General features: G+C 69.1%; 18 protein-coding genes and 2 tRNA genes. 13 read left to right on the top strand and 7 right to left on the bottom strand.

The window, feature by feature from the left end; translation table 11 throughout:
* Positions 1-46: 46 nt before the first annotated feature.
* The 3 genes from WS78_RS05310 to pncB all read right to left on the bottom strand — a co-directional run bounded on the left by WS78_RS05310 (position 47) and on the right by pncB (position 3,564).
* Positions 47-1,477, bottom strand: coding sequence for a sodium:proton antiporter (locus tag WS78_RS05310; protein WP_038750281.1), 1,431 nt, complete (start codon positions 1,475-1,477; stop codon positions 47-49).
* A gap of 68 nt (positions 1,478-1,545) precedes the next feature.
* On the bottom strand, positions 1,546-2,208 hold the full coding sequence (locus tag WS78_RS05305; protein ID WP_038750279.1) for a LutC/YkgG family protein: 663 nt from the start codon (positions 2,206-2,208) through the stop codon (positions 1,546-1,548).
* A 156-nt stretch (positions 2,209-2,364) separates the two neighbouring features.
* Positions 2,365-3,564, bottom strand: a complete 1,200-nt coding sequence (gene pncB / locus WS78_RS05300) for a nicotinate phosphoribosyltransferase (protein ID WP_059584603.1) — start codon at positions 3,562-3,564, stop codon at positions 2,365-2,367.
* A gap of 265 nt (positions 3,565-3,829) precedes the next feature.
* Here pncB and fdxA point away from each other — a divergent pair, with 265 nt between their 5' ends.
* From fdxA to WS78_RS05260, 8 genes are all read left to right on the top strand, one after another.
* Positions 3,830-4,153 (top strand): ferredoxin FdxA, encoded by a 324-nt coding sequence (fdxA, locus tag WS78_RS05295; protein ID WP_038750276.1) that lies wholly within the window; start codon positions 3,830-3,832, stop codon positions 4,151-4,153.
* Positions 4,154-4,261: 108 nt separating this feature from the next.
* Positions 4,262-4,337 (top strand) — tRNA-Asn (locus tag WS78_RS05290).
* Positions 4,338-4,417: 80 nt separating this feature from the next.
* Positions 4,418-4,493, top strand: a tRNA-Asn gene (locus WS78_RS05285).
* Between the two features lie 139 nt (positions 4,494-4,632).
* The gene (locus tag WS78_RS05280; RefSeq protein WP_038750273.1) at positions 4,633-5,115 is read left to right on the top strand and encodes a CreA family protein; all 483 of its coding nucleotides are present in this window, start codon (positions 4,633-4,635) and stop codon (positions 5,113-5,115) included.
* Positions 5,116-5,155: 40 nt separating this feature from the next.
* Entirely contained in the window at positions 5,156-6,223 is a 1,068-nt protein-coding gene (locus WS78_RS05275; RefSeq protein ID WP_059584600.1) for an AraC family transcriptional regulator, read from the top strand.
* A 288-nt stretch (positions 6,224-6,511) separates the two neighbouring features.
* Positions 6,512-7,204: an AzlC family ABC transporter permease gene (locus tag WS78_RS05270; RefSeq protein ID WP_226377232.1), complete on the top strand. Its 693-nt coding sequence runs from the start codon at positions 6,512-6,514 to the stop codon at positions 7,202-7,204.
* Positions 7,201-7,542 carry an AzlD domain-containing protein gene (locus WS78_RS05265; RefSeq protein WP_038744493.1) on the top strand — a complete coding sequence of 114 codons (342 nt, stop codon included), beginning with the start codon at positions 7,201-7,203 and terminating at the stop codon, positions 7,540-7,542. Before WS78_RS05270 ends, WS78_RS05265 begins: the two co-directional genes overlap by 4 nt.
* Positions 7,543-7,786: 244 nt before the next feature.
* Positions 7,787-8,572 (top strand): DUF4088 family protein, encoded by a 786-nt coding sequence (locus WS78_RS05260; protein ID WP_038744494.1) that lies wholly within the window; start codon positions 7,787-7,789, stop codon positions 8,570-8,572.
* A 230-nt stretch (positions 8,573-8,802) separates the two neighbouring features.
* Here the strand turns inward: WS78_RS05260 and WS78_RS05255 are convergent, their stop codons facing one another.
* Positions 8,803-9,288 carry a hypothetical protein gene (locus WS78_RS05255; protein ID WP_038744496.1) on the bottom strand — a complete coding sequence of 162 codons (486 nt, stop codon included), beginning with the start codon at positions 9,286-9,288 and terminating at the stop codon, positions 8,803-8,805.
* A 306-nt stretch (positions 9,289-9,594) separates the two neighbouring features.
* Here WS78_RS05255 and WS78_RS05250 point away from each other — a divergent pair, with 306 nt between their 5' ends.
* From WS78_RS05250 to fumC, 3 genes are all read left to right on the top strand, one after another.
* The gene (locus WS78_RS05250) at positions 9,595-9,816 is read left to right on the top strand and encodes an RNA-binding S4 domain-containing protein (RefSeq protein WP_038744499.1); all 222 of its coding nucleotides are present in this window, start codon (positions 9,595-9,597) and stop codon (positions 9,814-9,816) included.
* A gap of 124 nt (positions 9,817-9,940) precedes the next feature.
* A complete protein-coding gene (locus WS78_RS05245) occupies positions 9,941-11,335 on the top strand; it encodes an MATE family efflux transporter (RefSeq protein WP_038744498.1) in 1,395 nt (464 codons plus the stop codon).
* 569 nt (positions 11,336-11,904) lie between these two features.
* A complete protein-coding gene (fumC, locus tag WS78_RS05235) occupies positions 11,905-13,299 on the top strand; it encodes a class II fumarate hydratase (protein WP_038745522.1) in 1,395 nt (464 codons plus the stop codon).
* 554 nt (positions 13,300-13,853) lie between these two features.
* On the opposite strand, the gene WS78_RS05225 is transcribed toward fumC, so the two are convergent.
* Both WS78_RS05225 and WS78_RS35570 read right to left on the bottom strand, forming a co-directional pair.
* A complete protein-coding gene (locus WS78_RS05225; protein WP_038745524.1) occupies positions 13,854-14,360 on the bottom strand; it encodes an acyl-CoA thioesterase in 507 nt (168 codons plus the stop codon).
* A 136-nt stretch (positions 14,361-14,496) separates the two neighbouring features.
* A complete protein-coding gene (locus WS78_RS35570) occupies positions 14,497-14,637 on the bottom strand; it encodes a hypothetical protein (RefSeq protein WP_145986828.1) in 141 nt (46 codons plus the stop codon).
* A gap of 454 nt (positions 14,638-15,091) precedes the next feature.
* On the opposite strand from WS78_RS35570, the gene WS78_RS05215 reads away from it, so the two are divergent.
* Positions 15,092-15,802 carry an ArsR/SmtB family transcription factor gene (locus tag WS78_RS05215; protein WP_038745526.1) on the top strand — a complete coding sequence of 237 codons (711 nt, stop codon included), beginning with the start codon at positions 15,092-15,094 and terminating at the stop codon, positions 15,800-15,802.
* A gap of 155 nt (positions 15,803-15,957) precedes the next feature.
* Positions 15,958-18,489: a DUF6600 domain-containing protein gene (locus tag WS78_RS05210; protein WP_059584656.1), complete on the top strand. Its 2,532-nt coding sequence runs from the start codon at positions 15,958-15,960 to the stop codon at positions 18,487-18,489.
* Between the two features lie 79 nt (positions 18,490-18,568).
* Here WS78_RS05210 and WS78_RS05205 read toward each other — a convergent pair whose 3' ends face one another.
* Positions 18,569-19,540, bottom strand: coding sequence for a thymidylate synthase (locus tag WS78_RS05205; protein WP_059584590.1), 972 nt, complete (start codon positions 19,538-19,540; stop codon positions 18,569-18,571).
* Positions 19,541-19,582 lie beyond the last annotated feature (42 nt).

The raw sequence follows: 19,582 nt of genomic DNA, 5'->3' as shown, positions 1-19,582 counted from the left end.
CGCATCGCGCCGCCCGCCGCCCGCGCGGCCGTCATCGTCATCTTGCCTAACCGCCGAAAAACACCCACGTCGTCAGCAAAAACACCGGCACGAGAATCACGAGCGCCCAGCCGAGGTACGCGAAGAAGCTCGGCATTCTCACACCGCGCGACTCGGCGATCGCCTTCACCATGAAGTTCGGCGCGTTGCCGATATAGCTGTTCGCGCCCATGAACACGGCGCCCGCGGAAATCGCCGCGAGCGTCGTCGCGCCCGTCGTCATCAGCGCCTGCGCGTCGCCGCCCGCGAGATTGAAGAACACGAGATAGGTCGGCGCGTTGTCGAGGAATGACGACAGCACGCCCGTCGCCCAGAAATACATCGCGTCGATCGGCTTGCCGTCGGCGTCCGTGACGAGATGGACGATCGGCGCGAACACGCCGTCGCCGCCCGCGCGCAGGATCACGATCACGGGCGCGATCGTCACGAAGATGCCCGCGAACAGCTTCGCGACCTCCTCGATCGGCGCCCAGTTGAACGCGTTGCCCTCGCGCGCCGAGCGCGGCGTGATCGCGAGCGACACGAGCGCGACCGCGACGAGCGCGACGTCGCGCACCGCGTTCTGCAGCGCGACGTGCGTGCCGAACAGGTCGAACGTGACCCCCGGCTTCCACAAGCCGCTCATCAGCACGAGCGCGATCACCGCGCCGAGCAGCACGAAGTTGATCTTGCCCTCGATCGACACGCCGTGCGAATCGGGCGTCGGATCGAGGAACGGCTTGCGCTCCTCGCCGCCCTTCCGATAGAAGTACGTATCGATCGCGAAGAAGAGCGTGAGCAGGATTGCGCAGATGAAAAGCATCGGCCGCGCGAGATGGATCGTCGTCCAGAAGAAATCGATGCCGTTCAGGAAACCGAGGAAGAGAGGCGGATCGCCGAGCGGCGACAGCGAGCCGCCCGCGTTCGCGACGAGGAAGATGAAGAACACGACGACGTGCACGACGTGCTTGCGGTTGTCGTTCGCGCGCAAGAGCGGCCGGATCAGCAACATCGCGGCGCCCGTGGTGCCCATCACGCTCGCGAGCACGGTGCCGAGCGCGAGAATGCCGGTGTTGAGCTTCGGCGTGCCGTGCAGGTTGCCGCGCACGCAGATGCCGCCCGCGACCGTATACAGCGACGTCAGCAGCACGATGAACGGAATGTATTCCTCGAAAAGCGCGTGCATCAGCGTGCCGAACGCGGTGCCGAAGCCGAACGTCGCGGCGAACGGAATCAGGAACGCGACCGCCCAGGCCGCGGCGATCTTGCCGAAATGGTGATGCCAGAACACGGGCGCGATCAGCGGAAAGAGCGCGATCGACAGCAGGATGCCCGCGAACGGGATCGCCCAGAACGCGGAAAGCGCGGCACCGTCGAGCGTTGCGGCCGATGCGAGCGCGGGAGCGGCGCCTAGCGCGCCTCCCAGCGCCATGCCCGCCCAGGCGGCATGTCGTTTCATGTGAGTTCCTCTTGAATTGCGAATGGATACGGCGCGCAACGCGACGGCGGCGACCGTGGCGTCACGCGTCACGCGTCGCGCACGACGATCGCGTGAACGCGATACGGCCCGTGCGCGCCGAGCACGATCGTCTGCTCGATGTCGCCGGTGCGCGACGGCCCCGACACGAAGTTCACCGCGCGCGGCAATGCGCCGCGCTCCGCGCGGATCAACGCGAACGCGTCCTCGTGCCCCGCGACGATGCGCGACGCGCTCACGAGCGCGATATGGGTTTCGGGCAGCAGCGCGGCGGACGAGCACGTCTTCGGACTAGACAGCAGAACGAGCGAACCGGTTTCCGCCGTCGCGCAAAAACAGCCGGTGATGCCGACGACGTCGCCGTCCACGGGCTTCCTGAATTCGACCGCGAGCCCCGCGCCCGCCCAGTCGAGTTCGTCGAGCGTCGGCCACGCGATCGCCTGCGTGCCGAGCCCCGTGCGCCGCAGATACGCGGCGGCCGCGGCGGGCGCGTCGCGCATCGACGCGACGGTGTCGACGGTCGTCTCGAGCCGCAGCGCCTCGTCGACGAAGCGCGCGACGAGATCGCCTTCGAGCGGCGGCCGCGGCCCCGCCGGATGGCGCGCGACGTAATCGGCCGCATGCTCGCGCTCCACCTCGGCCAGCTCGGCCGGGCGGCCCTGCGCGGCGCGGATGCGCGCGAGGATGTTGCGGCGGGCAGCCGATGTGTCCATGAACTCCTCGTGACGATGGCCTTCGATACCGGCCCGATTATACCGGCCGATGCGGCGCGCGCCCGTCGCGGCGGACACGAAAAAAAGCGGGCCGTGCGGCCCGCATGCGCGCTGCGTCGATGCGGCCGCGCTCGCGCGCCGCCCTTGCGGGCGGCGTCACTTGCCCGCGTCGTCGTCGGGCGGCTGCGTGATCCCGAACACCTGGCGCAGATACGCGAGGTACGCCTTGTCGTCGCACATGCTCTTGCCGGGCGAATCGGACAGCTTCGCGACGGGCTGCCCGTTGCAGCGCACCATCTTGATGACGATCTGCAGCGGCTGGTAGCCGAGATCGTTGGTCAGGTTCGTGCCGACGCCGAACGCGAGCTTGCAGCGCCCGCGGAACCGCTCGTACAGCTGCATGACCTTCGGGATGTCGAGCGCGTCGGAAAACACGAGCACCTTCGTGCGCGGATCGCAGCGATTTTCCTCGTAGTGCTGGATGAGCCGCTCGCCCCAGTCGAACGGATCGCCCGAGTCGTGGCGCGCGCCGTCGAAGAGCTTGCAGAAATACATGTCGAAGTCGCGCAGGAACGCGTCCATTCCGTAGACGTCCGACAGCGCGATTCCGAGATCGCCGCGATATTCCTTCGCCCACATCTCGAAGCCGTAGGTCTGCGAATCGCGCAGCCGCGGGCCGAGCGCCTGGCAGGCCTGCAGATACTCGTGCGCCATCGTGCCGAGCGGCGTGATCTCGTGCTGCATCGCGTAGTAGACGTTGCTCGTGCCGGCGAACTGCGCGCCGAGCCCGTCGCGCAGCGTGCGCAGCACCTCCTCGTGCCAGATCTTCGAGAAGCGGCGGCGCGTGCCGTAGTCGGCGATCTTGCAATCGGCGAACTCGGGCTTCGCGCCGAGCAGTTGGATCTTCTCACGCAGCCGCTCGCGCCCTTCGCGGTAGTCGGGCCGGCGCTGCGTGTTGCGGAAGTACACCTCGTTGACGATCGCGAGCACCGGGATCTCGAAGAGGATCGCATGCAGCCACGGCCCCTTGATCTCGATGTCGATCTCGCCGCTGCCTTTTTGCGACGGCATGATCGAGATGTATTTCTCGTTCAGATGAAAAAGCGCGAGGAAATCGACGAAATCGCTCTTGATGAAGCGCAGCCGGCGCAGGTAGTCGAGCTCGGGATCGGTGAAACGCAGCTCGCACAGCGAGCGGACCTCGGCGCGGATCTCGTCGATGTACGGCACGAGGTCGACGCCGGGCGTGCGGCACTTGAAGCTGTATTCGACGCTTGCGGCGGGAAAATGATGCAGAACGACCTGCATCATCGTGAATTTGTACAGGTCGGTATCGAGCAGCGAAGTGATGATCATGATTCCAGACTGCCAAGATCGAGACGGAGCCCGAGCGTTCGCGCGCGGCGCGCCTGCCCTCCGGTTGACGCATGTTACCCGAATGCGGCGCAAATCCGCGCCGAAGCGCCGCGGCGCCGCGCGTTCCGCCATAAACTAATCACGAAACGGTATAAGCGGCGAAGTCGAGCGCGCAATGCGGGTTTGGCGCATCAGTTACAATGCCGGTTTTGGCGCCATGCGTCGCCCCCATACATACCTAGATTCCGCCGCAGGAGCGTTTTGAATGACCCACGTTGTGACTGAAGCGTGCATCAAGTGCAAATACACGGATTGCGTCGATGTATGCCCTGTGGACTGTTTCCGTGAAGGCCCGAACTTTCTCGCGATCGATCCGGACGAGTGCATCGACTGCGCGGTGTGCGTCGCCGAATGCCCGACCAATGCGATCTACGCCGAAGAAGACGTGCCGGGCGACCAGCAGCAGTTCACCCCGCTGAACGCCGAGCTCGCGAAGAACTGGCCGTCGATCACGAAGACGAAGCCCGCACCCGCCGACGCCGACGAGTGGAAAGACGTGCAGGACAAGCTGCACCTGCTCGAGCGCTGATCGCCCGCGCTCGCGGGGCGCGACGCGACGTCGCGTGACGAAGCCGATGTGCAAAAGTATTGACAGATCGGCCAGCGCCTCATAGAATCTCATTTCTCTGCTGTTTGTTCCCCGATAGCTCAGTCGGTAGAGCGCCGGACTGTTAATCCGTAGGTCCCTGGTTCGAGCCCAGGTCGGGGAGCCAAGAATTGCAAAGGCCCGTTGCAGACGGGCTTTTTCATGGCCGCCTAGTTTCGAGGCGTCAAGCACGCCGAACCGTCTTATTCCCCGATAGCTCAGTCGGTAGAGCGCCGGACTGTTAATCCGTAGGTCCCTGGTTCGAGCCCAGGTCGGGGAGCCAGCTTCGAAGGCCCGTCGTTCGCGACGGGCCTTTTTGCTTTTCCCCTCTACGTTTTCGTTGTGCCGCGCACCGTCGCGCCGGCGGCGGCGTGCTAGAGTCGTGCTCTGCTTCTCGCCACGCATCCGCCGCTTCCCCACCGATGAAAAACCGTTATTTCGCTGTCCTCGCGACCTGCGCCGCCCTCGTCTCGATCGCCACGCCGGCCGCGCGCGCCGAGGAAGTCGCAAGCGTCAACACCAATTTCCGCCTGACGGGCTCCGACCGCGTCGTCGTCGAAGCGTACGACGATCCGCTCGTGAGCGGCATCACGTGCTACGTGTCGCGTGCCCGCACGGGCGGCATCAAGGGCACGCTCGGCATCGCCGAGGACCCGACCGAGGCGTCGATCGCGTGCCGGCAGGTCGGCCCGATCCGCTTCACCGAGCCGCTCAGGCAGCAGACCGACGTGTTCAGCGAGCGGCTGTCGTTCATCTTCAAGACGCTGCACGTCGTGCGCGTCGTCGACAAGAAGCGCAACACGCTCGTCTATCTGACCTACAGCGACCGGATCGCGACGGGCAGCCCGAAGAACAGCGTGACCGCGGTGCCCGTGCCGACCGGCACGCCGATTCCGGTCAGATAACGGGCGCACCCGCATCGCCGGACCGTCGCGAGCCGCCGCCATGCGATCCGAACGCGCGCACGAGCAGGTCCGATACTGGCGCACGCCGCTGCTGCCGGACGCCGACTTCGTCACGGCGACCTACCGCGACCATGCGTTCGCGCCGCACTGGCACGACGCGTACACGATTCCCGTCATCGTGGCGGGCGCCGAGCGCTACACGTGCCGCGGCAGCGCCTATGTCGCCGACACGGGCTCGATCCCCGTCATCAATCCGGGCGAGATCCACACCGGCTCGCGCGCGGCCGAAGACGGCTGGCGCTATCGCGTGGCCTACGTGCCCGTCGACTTCATCCGCGCGCTCGCCGACGAAATCGCGGGCACGCCGCAGCCGCAGCCGTGGTTCCGGCTCGACGTCATCCACGACGCGGACCTCGCCGCGCGGCTCGTCGCCGCGCATCGGCTGATGGAAGCGAGCGGCGCGACGGGGCTGCGTGAGGCGATCGATCGGCTGCTGCGAGGCGAACGCGTCGCGGCGGCGGGCCGCGCTTCGGGTTTGGCTTCGGGTTTGGCTTCGGGTTTGGCTTCGGGTTTGGCTTCGGGTTTGGCTTCGAGTCCGGATTCCGGTCCGGCTTTGGATTCGGGTTCCGGCTCGGTTTCGACTTCGGCCTGGCTGCCGGATGCGCTCCCTCGCGACGCAAGCGCGCCCCGGCCGATCGACGATCCGCTCTCCGCCGAAACCGCGATGCTCGACGCCTACTCGACATTGATCGCGCGTCACGCCGGCAATCGCACCGCGCCGCGCGACGTCGCGGCCGACCGCCGGCGCGTCGATGCGATGCGCGAGCGGCTCGCCGCCGATCTGTCCGAATCCGTCACGCTGTCGGACGTCGCGCGAGCGGCCGGGCTGTCGCCGTTCCATGCGGCGCGCCTGTTCTCGCGCGCAACCGGCATGCCGCCGCACGCATGGCGCAACCAGTTGCGCCTGCAACGCTCGCTCGCACCGCTGCGCGCGGGCGCGAGCGTCGCCGACGTCGCCGCCGCGTGCGGCTTCTCCGATCAAAGCCACTTCACCCGCCATTTCAAACGGATGTTCGGCGTGCCGCCCGGGCGATGGCAGCCGTCGTAGCGTTGTAGCGACAGACGCGCATCGCCGCCGCCGTCGCTTCCCGCTCCGGCGAAGGTACCGGTACCAGCTTTGGCTTTGGCTTTGGCTTTGGCTTTGGCTTTGGCTTTGGCTTTGGCTTTGGCTCGGGCTTTGGCTCGGGCTGGGCCTTCACGACATCGACATCGCAAGAACGTACAAGCGAGCGCCTCTCCCGCGCGGCTATCCTCCATCGCACAGGAGGTAGCCGCCTTGTCCCAGTCCCGCTCCACGCATCCCCCGCCCGCCCGGCTCGGCGAATTCGCCGCCGGCATGCGCGACACCGTTCCGATGATGGTAGGTGCCGCCCCCTTCGGCGTGATCTTCGGCACGCTCGTCACGACGGGCCCGCTCGCGCCGTGGCACGGCGAGCTGATGTCGTTCGCGCTCTTCGCCGGCTCCGCTCAGTTCATCGCGCTCGGCCTGATCGCGGGCAGCGCGAGCTATGCGGTCGTGCTCGCGACGACGTTCGTCGTCAATCTGCGCCATCTGCTCTACAGCGCGACGCTCGCGCCGTACGTCGCGCATCTGCCGCTGCGGTGGCGCGCGACGCTCGGCGCGCTGATGACGGACGAGGTTTTCGCCGTCGCGTACGCGCACTACCGTCATGCCGAGCCCGGCGCGACCGGGCCGGACCACTTCTTCGGCTCCGGCGTCGCGATGTACGTGAACTGGCAGGTGTGGACGATCGCGGGCCTGCTGTTCGGCGCCGCGTTCCCGCGCCTGCAGTCGCTCGGGCTCGACTTCGCGATGGCGGCGACGTTCATCGCGATCGTCGTGCCGCAACTCGCCTCGCTGCGCAATCTCGCCGCCGCGGTGACGGCGGGCGCCGTCGCGCTCCTCTGCCGCGCGTGGCCGTACAAGCTCGGGTTGCTCGCCGCCGTCGCCGCGGGCGTCGTGATCGGCGTCGCGCTGACCTGGTTCGCGGAGCAGCGCGCGCGCCGGCGCGCGGAGGCCGCATCATGAGCTACGCGCTGCTGATTCTCGGAATGGCGGCGCTCACGTACGCGATCCGCACGACGCTCTTCCTGCTCGGCGATCGCCTCGCCTTCCCGCCGCTTCTCCTCGCCGCGCTGCGCTTCGTCCCCGTGACCGTGCTGACCGCGATCATCGTGCCGATGACGCTCGCGCCGCACGGCGGCGACGCGGAGCTGACCTGGCGCAATCCCCGGCTCGTCGGCGCCGCTGCCGCGGTGCTCGTGTCCGCCGCGACGCGCCGGCCGCTCGTCACGATCGCCGCCGGGCTCGCCGTGTTCTTTTTCTGGCAGGCGATCGTGCCGCCGCGCGGCTGGCTGCCGGGCTGAGCCGCGTGCGCCGCCCGCACGCGCGGCATCGGCGCGCACGGCCCTCAAGTTCCCGCGCGCACAGCCGTTAAGAGGATGAAGCCCCGCGCCCGGCGACCGAATCCCGTCATCCGATCCGGCCGGACAGCACGACGACCGACGGCCAGCCGGCCGATCCGCGCAGCCGACACGCGGCCTGCCCACGTCGGCTGCGCGCGGGCGAAAGCGCCGGTCGAGCCGACCGGCATCGAGCATCGAGACAGACATGGGCCAAATCACTCTCACGCTGAAAGACGACACCGTCGCTTCCCTGCGCAAAGACTTCGATGCGTTCTTGCGCGTGTCGCTCAAGCTCGATCCGCAGTTCGTCACGCCGTCGTTCGAGGATTTCCTGCGCGCGAAGCTGCTCGACAGCATGGTGCCGCTCACCGAGCACGCCGTGCAGCGGCTCCTGCAAGGCGGCCAGTATGCGTGGGCGAAGCGCACGCTCGACAAGGAGTTTCCGGACGTCGTCGCGATCCTGATCCGGCAGGCGGGCGAATTCGGCTTCGGCTTCGCGTCGCGCTCCGAATGGACGCCCGACGAACTCGCGAAAGCATGCCGCGAATGGGCGGCCGCCGTCGTGTCCGGCGCGCAGGGGGATGCGGCGCTCGTCGATCCGCTCGCCGCGCAGATCAAGGCGGCCGTCACCGACATTCAGACGCTCGAGGAGCGGATGCAGACGCCCGCGTGGCGGCTCGCCGAATCGCTGCGGCAACGCGTGTACGAAGCGAAGCTCGCGTGCGAGATGAGCGTCGGCAGCGTCGCGCGCGAGAAGCTCGGCGAGCTGCGCGGGCTGCTCAGGCTCGGCATCGCGCACGGCTCGTTCCAGAAGCAGGAAGCGCAGCAGATCATGGAATACCTGCGGCTCCTGAAGCCCGAGATCTTCGTCGAGGAGCCGTACGACATCTTCACGCGCATCGCCGCGTGGCTGCGCAGCGTGTTCATCGTCACGCCGCCCGCGCGCGGCGCGCAGAACACGGCGCAGCCGCAGGGGCGCCGCCGCCAGTAGCCAGTAGCCAGTAGCCATAGCCGTTGCAATTGCCGTTGGCCGTAACCAGTCACGCGCGGCGCGCTCGTTCGCGCGCGCGCAAACGCGGTTCGAGCACGAAGGCGGACCGCTAAAACGCAACGGCCCGGACCGCGCGATGCGATCCGGGCCGTCGTCCATCGGTCGACGCGCAACGCGCCAGGCGAGCCTTCCGGGGCGAAGCCCGCTTGCCGCGCGCCGGCCTTCGGCGCTTACTCGCCCGCGCCGGCCTTCACGCCGCCGTTGACGGACAGCGAGCCGTTCGCGCCGCCCGCGACACCCTTCGCCAGACCGCCCGCCGCGCCCGCGACGCCGCCGACCGCATTGCCCGCCGCGCTCGTCGCGCCGTTGACGGCGTTGCCCGCCGCATTCGTCGCACCTTCGACCGCGCCGCTCGCCTTCGTCTTCGCGTCCGCGCCGAGCTCGGCCGCTTCGTCGGCCTTCGCCTTCGCCTTGGCCTTCGCGTGCGTCACGTGCTTCTTCGCCGAATGCTTGACGGCATTCGCCGCCGCTTCCGGCGATGCGGCCGACAGGTCGCCGCCCGCGTTCAGTTGCGCGCTCGCGCCCGCCTTCTGGCCGAGCACGTCGGCCGAGCCGCCGACCGAACCTTGCGTCGCCACGCCGGCCGTCTGCGCGAAAGCGGTCGTCGCCACCGCCGCCACCGCGGCACCGATCAACATTGCACGAATCTTGGACATCGCAATTCTCCTCAACAAAGTCGTTGGAACGGCGTGCCGTCGAAGGCCGCCGCTATGTGCCCGCCGCGACATGCAGCGAGTCCGTGTACAGACCGGCCGATTTCGTTCGCGGTTCGCCGTTCTCGACAACTGTTACCCACCGTTTCATTTGCTGACGAGTTCGACACACTCGCTTACACGCGGCGGCCCGAATCGCGCGAAACCCCGAAAACATTTGACGCGCGCCTTACACCGCTTGCGCCGCGCATCGCTTATGATGCGATGCCGCCGTCGCGCGGCGCGCTCTTCTTTCCCGTTCTCACTGCCATGCCCAACCTGGATTTCACGCTGACCGGCGAATTCGTCGAACTGCATAACTTGCTCAAGCTCACCGGTCTCGCGGACAGCGGCGGCTCGGCGAAGATGCTCGTCGCGTCGGGCGCGGTGAAGGTCGACGGCGCGCCCGAGCTGCGCAAGACGTGCAAGATCCGCGCGGGCCAGGTCGTGCTGCTCGGCGACACGCGCATCGCCGTGCACGCCGCGACGTAGCGAGCCCCTGTCGGCCGTAAGGCCATCAGAAGCCGGCATCGACAGCGTTCGCGGAAACTCGTAATCTCATTGTTTCCTAAAAATAAGCAAAGGCGCGGGCAGGCCGTCCGCGCGAACGCGTCCCATGTCGCCTACCAGTTTCACGCGAGCGGCCGCCGCGCCGCCCCCCACCCTGTCCCGTCACGCCGCCGATACGGCGCGCCTCGCCGCGCCGCTCGCGATCGCGCAGCTGTCGCAAATGGCGATGAGCGTCACCGACACCGTGCTGCTCGGCTCGCTCGGCCCCGACTCGCTCGCGGCGGGCGGCCTCGGCGCGAATCTGTTCTTCGTCGTCGTGACGCTGCTGCAAGGCGTGCTGACGTCGGTCAGCGTGAGCGTCGCGCACGCGCGCGGCGCGCAGGCCGAGCACCGCGTGCCGCACATCTACTGGACGGGCTTCGCGCTGTCGTTGCTGCTCGCGGTTCCGGCGTTCGCGCTGCTGTCGTTCGCGGAGCCGCTCCTGCGCGCGTTCGGCGAACCGGCGGCGCTCGCGCGCAATGTCGGCGAATACGCGGCCGTGCTGCGCTTCGCGGCCCCCGGCAGCCTGATCGGCGTCGGGCTGATGCGCTCGTTCCTGCCCGCGATCGGCGCGGCGAAGCGGCTGCTGTGGGTGTCGCTCGCCGGCGTCGGCGTCAACGCGTTCCTCAACTACGGCCTGATCCACGGCGCGTTCGGGCTGCCTCGCCTCGGCTTCCTCGGCTCCGCGACCGCGACGACGATCACGATCTGGCTCTCCGCGCTCTTGCTCGTCGCGCTGCTGCACGGGCGGCCGGCGTTCAAGCACTTCGTCGTCGCCGCGCGGCCGCGGCTGCCGCTGATGGGCGAGCTGTTCGGCATCGGCTGGCCGGTGGCGATCACGTACGGCGTCGAATCGACGCTCTTCCTCGCGACGGGCCTCACGGTCGGCGTGCTCGGCGAATCGTCGCTCGCCGCGCATCAGATCGCGCTCAATGTCGCGTCGGTCGCGTTCATGGTGCCGCTCGCGATCGGCCAGGCGGCGAACGTGCGCGTCGGCTACTGGGCGGGCGCGGGCGCGCCCGTTGCCGCGCGGCACGCGGGCTTCGTCGCGCTCGGGCTCGGCATTGCGTTCATGTCGCTGTCGGGACTCGTGCTGATCGTCGCGCCGCACGCGATCGTCGGCCTCTATCTGAAGCTCGACGATCCCGCGAACGCGCACACCGTCGCGCTCGCGACGTCGCTGCTCGGGATCGCCGCCGTGTTCCAGATCGTCGACGGGATGCAGACGGTCGGCTCCGGCTGCCTGCGCGGCCTGAAGGACACGCGCGTGCCGATGCTCGCCGCGACGCTCGGCTACTGGGGCATCGGCTTTCCGACCGGCTACTGGTTCGCGTTCCATGCGGGCCTCGGCGCGCGCGGGCTGTGGTGGGGGCTCGCCGCCGGGCTCGCGAGCGTCGCGGTGCTGATGACGTGGCGTTTCCATCGGAAGAGCGCGGCGCTCAGGACGCATGCGCGCGGTTAAGCGCGGGCTTCGGCGCGCGCGTTAGCGCGTTAGCGCGTTAGCGCGTTAGCGCAGGCGAACACGGCGACGGCGATCCGCGCAAGCGCTCATTCGCCGCCGCGAGCGGCCTATGTTCATTTCATCGGACTCTACGGCACGCATCATCGCAAGCATCGGCCGATTCGCCGCACGATGCGCGCATGCGATCGCCGCCTCGTCGACGCCGTCGAATCGGCTGACCGCCATCCATCCGGCAAGGCGACGCCGACCGGACAGTCCGCGTCGCCTCGCGTCGAGTGCGGCCGCGCGCGACGTCGGCGCCGAGCGAAATCGGCGCATCCACGTCCCGCCAATCGCGCCGGCGCTCGCATACGCCACGCCGTCCCGATCGCCGCGACGCGCGTGCGCCCCGCCCCGCCCGCGCCCGATTCCTCCCGCGTTCGCATTGTCCGCCACGCGCGCCGCGGCACGAAATCGCGCGCGGCGCTATGCTTGCCGATCAAGCGGCCGCCGTCGCGAGAACGGCCCCGTCCCCGCATGCGCATTGCGCCGCGTCCGCGCGGCGTCCCCCGTCATCTGAAGGAGCAATCATGAGCGAAGCAGTACGGATGGAACGCGACACGTTCGGTGAAATCGCAGTGCCCGCGGCCCGGCTATGGGGCGCGCAAACGCAGCGCTCGCTGCAGAACTTCAAGATCTCGACCGAGAAGCAGTCGCCCGAGCTGATCGAGGCGCTCGCGCTGATCAAGCGGGCGGCCGCCGCCGTCAATCTCGAGCTCGGCGTGCTCGCGCAAGACAAGGCGAACGCGATCATCGCCGCCGCCGACGAGATCGTCGCGGGCAAGCACCCCGACGAATTCCCGCTCGCGGTCTGGCAGACGGGTTCGGGCACGCAGACCAACATGAACCTGAACGAGGTGATTGCGAACCGCGCGAGCGAGCTGCTCGGCGGCGAACGCGGCGAGAGCCGCAAGGTGCATCCGAACGACGACGTCAATCGCGGCCAGTCGTCGAACGACGTGTTCCCGACCGCGATGCACATCGCCGCCGCGCGCGCGATCGTCACGCATCTGCTGCCCGCGCTGCGCACGCTGCGCGCGACGCTCGACGCGAAGGCAGCCGCGTTCGCCGACATCGTGAAGATCGGCCGCACGCACCTGCAGGACGCGACGCCGCTCACGCTCGGCCAGGAATTCTCCGGCTACGTCGCGCAGCTCGATCAGGGCATCCGCCACGCCGAAGCGGCGCTGCCGCATCTTTACGAGCTCGCGCAAGGCGGCACCGCGGTCGGCACCGGGCTCAACGCGCATCCGAAGTTCGCCGCGGGCGTCGCGGCCGAGATCGGCCGGCTCGCCGGGCTGCCGTTCGTCAGCGCGCCGAACAAGTTCGAGGTGATGGCCGCGGCCGACGCGCTCGTGTTCGCGCACGGCGCGCTGAAGACCGTCGCCGCGAGCCTGATGAAGATCGCGAACGACATCCGCTGGCTCGCGAGCGGGCCGCGCTGCGGGCTCGGCGAGCTGTCGATTCCGGAGAACGAGCCGGGCAGCTCGATCATGCCGGGCAAGGTCAACCCGACGCAGTCCGAAGCCGTGACGATGCTGTGCTGCCAGGTGTTCGGCAACGACGTCGCGGTGAACTTCGGCGGCGCGAGCGGCAATTTCGAGCTGAACGTGTTCCGGCCGATGATCGCGCACAACGTACTGCAATCCGTGCGGCTGCTCGCGGACGGCGCGCAGAGCTTCAACGATCACTGCGCGGTGGGGATCGAGCCGAATCGTCCGCGCATCGACGCGCTCCTGAACGAATCGCTGATGCTCGTGACGGCGCTCAATCCGCACATCGGCTACGACAAGGCCGCGCAGATCGCGAAGAAGGCGCACAAGGAAGGCACGACGCTGAAAGCCGCGGCGCTCGCGCTCGGCTACGTGACCGAAGCGCAGTTCGATGAATGGGTGCGGCCGGAGAAGATGGTCGGCAACGGCTGATGTCCGATGCCGGCGACGCGCGACGCGCACGGCGGGGCCGCGACTCGGTCGGCGTCGCGCGGGCCGACGACGGCCCAGCGCGGCGGCGGGCCGGTGGCGGAGCCCGCGCTCGCCCGCGCTGGATCGGCGCCGGGCGGCCGGCGCCATGTGATTGCCGGTTGTCGTTCGATGGTCGCCGGTTGATCGTCGCCGGCTTGATCGAACGCGCTCGATCATCGGCGCTCGATCGTCTGCGTTCGATCCGATGTAATCGAATCGAAGCGCACGATCATCATCACGTGAACGTGCTCGCGGGCATTCGATCGCCGCCGCCCTGCCGACCGTACGATCCCGGCGCGCCCTCGATGCACCCTCGACGCGCAATCGCTGCAGCATGCGTGAGCAACGTGTGCGACGCACGTCGACGCAAGCCCGCGCACGCCGCCCCGCTTTCACGCCGCGCCGCGCCGCTCCAATGAAAAACGCCGCGAACGATCGCGGCGTCTTCGGTTCGATGAGCCCGGCGGCCCCCGCTCACGCGCCCGCTTGGCCGCGCGACGAGCGCCGATGCGCGCTCACACTTCCCCTTTCGCGACTTCCTCGGGCTTGAGCTCGACGATCTTGTCGAGCGCGGCCCGCACTTCCATCGCGTATTGCGCGAGCCGCTTCTGCTCGTCGGTGGAGGGCTCGAACGGCGGCACGGGCACCGGATTGCCGTTCTCGTCGACCGCGACGAACACGACGAGGCAATCGGTCGTCTGGCGCAGCACGCCGCCCTTCGGATCGCCCGCGTGCACCGACACGTGGATGTGCATGCTCGTGCGGCCCGTCGCGACGACGCGCGCCTTCAGCTCGACGAGATTGCCGACGAGGATCGGCCGCTGGAAGCGGATGTTGCCGACGCTCACCGTCACGCAATAGCGGCTCGACCAGATCGCCGCGCACGCATACGCGGTCTCGTCGATCCATTTCATCAACGCGCCGCCATGCACCTTGCCGCCGAAGTTCACGGACGTCGGCTCGGCGAGGAAGCGGAAAACGGTTTCGGTGCGATCAAGCGGCGCGGAAGGCGTGGCGGGCATGTCGGCTAGCTCCAGTTCTGCGGTGTAGCGGGAAAGGAGATGATTATACGTTGCGCTGCGACAAAGTGTCGCGCCCGCCGAGCCGGGCCCGCCGCGCACGCCGGGGCAAAAGCGGCGCTAGCTCGCGGCCGCGCCGTCAGTTGCGGATCGTGATGCCCTGATCGATCGTGCCGTACATCTCGATGCGGCCGGTGCCGGCGCCGGACCCGCCCGCGCCGCCGGACGCGCAGCCGGTGCAGACAAAGACGGCAATGAGGGTTGCAACAAGCGTTTTCATCGGGAGAAGCGTCGTCGAATGGCCGGCGCGCCGCGATGGCGCGCCGCCGGGTCAGCGGTCGTCGCATTTTACGCGCGCTGTCGGGACACGCGCCGAAGGCGGCGGGCGCATGACGTCGGGTCGCCCTAATCCGAGACACCTTGCCCTGGACCTGCTCCTTGCCCTGAGCCCAAACCTAAACCTAAACCTAAACCTAAACCTAAACCTAAACCTAAACCTAAACCTAAACCCAAACCTGAGCCAGAGCCAGAGCCAGAGCCAGAGCCAGAGCATGCGCCCGAACCGGAGCCAATGCCACGACTTGAACCTGAACCCGAACCCCGGCATGCGCCCGAACCGCAACGCCGGCTTCAGTCATCAAGCCCGGCGCGCATTCGACATTTCACCCGACGCCGAAACATCGAATGCAATACGCGCCTACACTCGAACACATCCCCCTGTCCGAAATCCGCCAATGTCCGACTCCGACCGCCACCACCATTTCCCCGGCCTGAGCCATCTGGGCGCGCTGCTCGCCGATCCGGGGCGCGCCGCGATGCTCTGGGCGCTGATGGACGGCAGCGCGCGCCCCGCGGGCGAGCTGACGATGATCGCCGGGCTGTCGCCGTCAGCGGCAAGCGCGCATCTCGCGCGGCTCGCGGACGGCGGCCTCCTCGCGCTCGACGTGCGCGGCCGCCACCGCTACTACCGGATCGCGTCGCCCGACATCGCCGCGGCGATCGAGGCGCTCGCGAACGTCGCGCAGGCGGCCGCGCCGCGGCGCCCGACGCCGCAACCGGCGCGCACCGTGCCGCCCGACATGCGCTACGCGCGCACCTGCTACGACCACATGGCGGGCGAGCTCGCGGTCCAGGTGTTCGAGCGGCTGATGTCGCGCGGCTGGCTGACGATGGCGGACGGCGCGCTCGACGCGACCGCGGCGGGCGCCGCGCAGTTCGCGCAATGGGGCGTCGACGTCGGCGGCCAGCGCGCGAAGCGCCGCCGCTTCGCATGCACGTGCCCGGACTGGAGCGAGCGTCGTCCGCACCTGGGCGGCGCGCTCGGCGCCGCGCTCCTCGACAGCTTCTGCCGGCGCGGCTGGATCGAGCACGCGGCGAAGCCGCGCGTGCTGCGCGTGACGCCCGCCGGGCAGCGCGAATTCGACGCGCTGTTTACCGGCGGATGACGCGCGCTTTCATCGGTCTGACGAATTCCCGAGTGCCGACAATTCTTGTTACACGCACGTCAAATCGCATAACAAAACGACCGTCACTGAAACATGTCGAGCGGATAGAGTGGATTCATACGGCGCGTGCCACGCCGGACATAACAGAGACAATGATGACCATCCTCGCCGTTCGTAGTCCATTTGCGCTGTCGCGCATCGCCCGCCACACGCTCGTCGCCGTCGCGATGCTCGCCGCCTTGCCGCCCGCCATCGCGCAGACCATCGATGCGCCGCCCGCCGGCGTCGCCCAGCAAGCGGGCGGCGATCCGCCGAGCCGCGTCGCGCGCCTCAATTACCTGTCCGGCGCCGTGACGACCGAGCCCGCGGGCGCGAGCGACTGGTCGTACGCGGCCGTCAATCGCCCGCTCACGACCGGCGACCAGCTATGGAACGATTCGGGCGCGCGCTCCGAGCTGCACATCGGCTCGACCGCGGTGCGCCTCGGCCAGTCGACGAGCCTGTCGCTCCTCAACCTCGACGACACGAACACGCAGTTGAAGGTGCCGCTCGGCACGCTGTCGACGCACGTGCGCGAGTTGCCGCCCGGCACGTCGTACGAAGTCGACACGCCGAACCTCGCGCTCGCGGTCGGCTCGCCCGGCGACTATCGGGTCGACGTCGCGCCCGACGGCTCGAGCACGACCGTCACCGTGCGGCGCGGCAGCGCGACTGTCTACGGCGACGGCGCGCAGATGCCGGTGTCGGCCGGCCAGCGGGTCGTCTTCACGGGCACCGGGCTGCAAGTCGCGGACACGGGCGCCGCGCCGCCGCCCGACGGTCTCGACGAATGGGCCGCGAGCCGCGATGCCGCCGAGGAGCGCTCGGTGTCGGCGCGCTACGTGTCGCGCGAAATCCCGGGCTACCAGGATCTCGACGCGAACGGCTCGTGGCGCGACGACCCCGATTACGGCGAGGTGTGGGTGCCGAGCGCGGTGCCCGCCGGCTGGGCGCCGTATCGCACCGGCCACTGGATCTGGCAGGCGCCGTGGGGCTGGACCTGGGTCGACGACCAGCCGTGGGGCTTCGCGCCTTACCACTACGGCCGCTGGGCCTACGTCGACGATTCGTGGGCCTGGGTGCCGGGCCCGCTCGTCGTCAGCGCGCCGCCGTGCTACGCGCCCGCGCTCGTCGCGTTCGTCGGCGGGGGCGGCGGCGGCTTCGACTGGAGCGTCGGCCTCGCGATCGGCGGAATCGCGGCAGCGGGCGTCGCGTGGTTCCCGCTCGGCCCGCACGATCCGTGGCGGCCGAGCTGGGGCGGCTGGAGCCCGCACTACTATCAGCACGTGAACCGGACGGTGATCGTGAACAACGTCAACAACATCAACGTCAACAAGACGGTGAACGTGACGAACATCACGAACATCCACAACACGTACGTGAACTTCCGCGCGCCGAACGCGGTGACGGCCGTGCCCGCGACCGCGTTCGTCCACGGGCAGCCGGTGTCGCGCTTCGCGCAGAAGGTCGATCCGCAGCAGTGGCGCAACGCGCACGTCGGCTCGGGCGCGCCGGGCGTCGCGCCGGTGCGGCAAAGCTTCGCGGGCGCGCTGCGCAACGCCGCGTACCGGCCGCCCGCGGCCGTCGAGCAGCGCGCGATCGTCGCGACGCGCAACCCGGTCGTGCCGGCCGCCTATCACGACCAGCTCGCCGCGCACCTCGCGCAAAGCGGCGCGCGGGTGCCGGGCGCGGGCGCGCCCGTCGTAAAGACCTCGGCGCCGCCGAACTATGCGATGCGGCCGGTGCGCTCGCCCGAAAACGCGGGTGCGCCGAACCGCTGGGCGATGCGCAACGTGCAGCTCGTCGATACGCACGCGCCTGTCGCTCAACCCGGCCGCCGACCGCAGGGCGGCGCCGGCAACCCGGCCGCGCGCGCGGGCGAGCCACCGCAGCCGAACATGCCGCAGCCGAATGCGGCCCAACCGAACCTCGCGCGCCCCGGCATCCCGCAACCGGGCCTCGCGCAGCCGAATGCGCCGCACGCGCCGGGCGGCCCGCAGAACGCGATGCAGCCGAACGTGTCTCGCCCGAATCCCGCGCCGGCGTTCAACAATGGCGTACCGCGGCCGCCCGCAGCCGACGAGGGCCTAGGCGCGCGCGCGGAATCACGCGCACCGGGCGAAGCGCAGCGCGCGCAGCCGTCGTGGACGCAGCCGCATCCGCCGATCCAGCAGCAGCACGCGAACGAAGGCCAGCCTCGCGCGAACGCCGGGCCGAATGCGCCGCTCAATTACCGTTCGCCGACGCAGAACGCGGTGCCGCCGATCCGCTCGACGCCCACGCCCATCCACCCCGCGCCGTCCGCGCCGCAGCCCGCCGAGCGGACGCAGCCGCAGCCCGCGCCGCGAAACGAAATGCGCGCGACCGAGGCGCCGCGCGGCATGCCGCGTCAGGACGCGCCGCGCAACGAATATCGCGCGCCGGCCCCTGCGCCACGTCCGCAGACGGAAGCGCCGAGGATGGAAGCGCCTCGCGCCCCCGCGCCGCGAATGGAGGCGCCTCGCATGGAACCGCGCCCCGCGCCGCCGCCGCCCGCCGTGCCGCACACCCCACCGCCTCCCGCGCCGCGCCAGGAGCCGGCGCGCCAGGTGCGTCCGGACCAGCAGCACGGCTCCGATGCGCACCGCGAAGAACGTCGGCGTGCGTGAGGTCGCGCCGCGCATCAAACAAAAAAACCCGCGAGTTTCGCGGGTTTTTTCATGATTCGGCCGACGAGCGGCGCGCCGCTCAGACGGCCATCGGCGCGCTCAACGGCTCGTGATGGCGATAACCGGCGAGCGTGAAATCCGACGGCTCGACGCGCTCGAGCCATTCCGGCTCGTACTTGCCTGTCTTCGCGTAATCGGGCACGCGCTCGGCGATCTCGAGCCGCGGGCTCTCGAACGGCTCGCGCTCGAGCTGCTGCTTCAGCATGTCGAGCTGATTCTCGTAGATGTGCGCATCGCCGACGAAGTACGTGAACCAGCGCGGCGCGTAGCCCGTCAGCCGGCCGACGAGCGCGAGGAGCGCCGCGCCTTCCGCGAGATTGAACGGCGTGCCGAGTCCGACGTCGTTGCTGCGGATGTACAGGCACAGCGAGATTTCGCGGCGCTCGACGTTCGGCAGGAACTGATACAGCAGATGGCACGCGGGCAACGCGATCTCGTCGAGCACCGCGGGGTTCCAGCCGTGAAACAAAATGCGCCGGCTCGACGGATCGCGCACGATCGTGTCGAGGCAATCGCGCAGCTGATCGATCGCCTTGTGGAGCAGCACCTTGCCCGCGCCGCCTTCGTCGAATCGGGCGACGACGCGAAAGCCGCGCGACGTCGCATCGGCGATCTGCGCGTCGGCGTGCGCGTCGAGCACCTTGTAGCCCGGCCACTGCCGCCATTGAACGCCGTACACGTCGCCGAGATCGTCCTCGCCGCGGCGGTACGGGTTCGCGAGCCACTGCGCGTTCTCATTCGCATTCGCGTCCCACACCTTGCAGCCGAGCGCGCGGAAATCGGCCGCGCTGCGCTTCGCGCGCAGGAAGCCGACGAGTTCGCCGATCGCCGACTTGAACGCGAGCTTCTTCGTCGTCACCGCGGGAAAGCCCTGCTGCAGATCGAAGCGCAGCATCGCGCCGGGCATGCTGACCGTGCGGATGCCCGTGCGGTTGTTCTGCCAGGTGCCGGTGTCGAGAATGGTGCGAACGAGGTCGAGATACTGTTTCATGCGGGTTCCTCCGGCCGCGGAAAGCGGCCGTGCCCGCCATTT

The organism is Burkholderia savannae, assembly GCF_001524445.2.
GTDB classification, from domain to species: Bacteria; Pseudomonadota; Gammaproteobacteria; order Burkholderiales; family Burkholderiaceae; genus Burkholderia; species Burkholderia savannae.
Note: the sequence above shows the minus strand (reverse complement) of the source record. Positions and strands in the feature narration are given on the sequence as shown.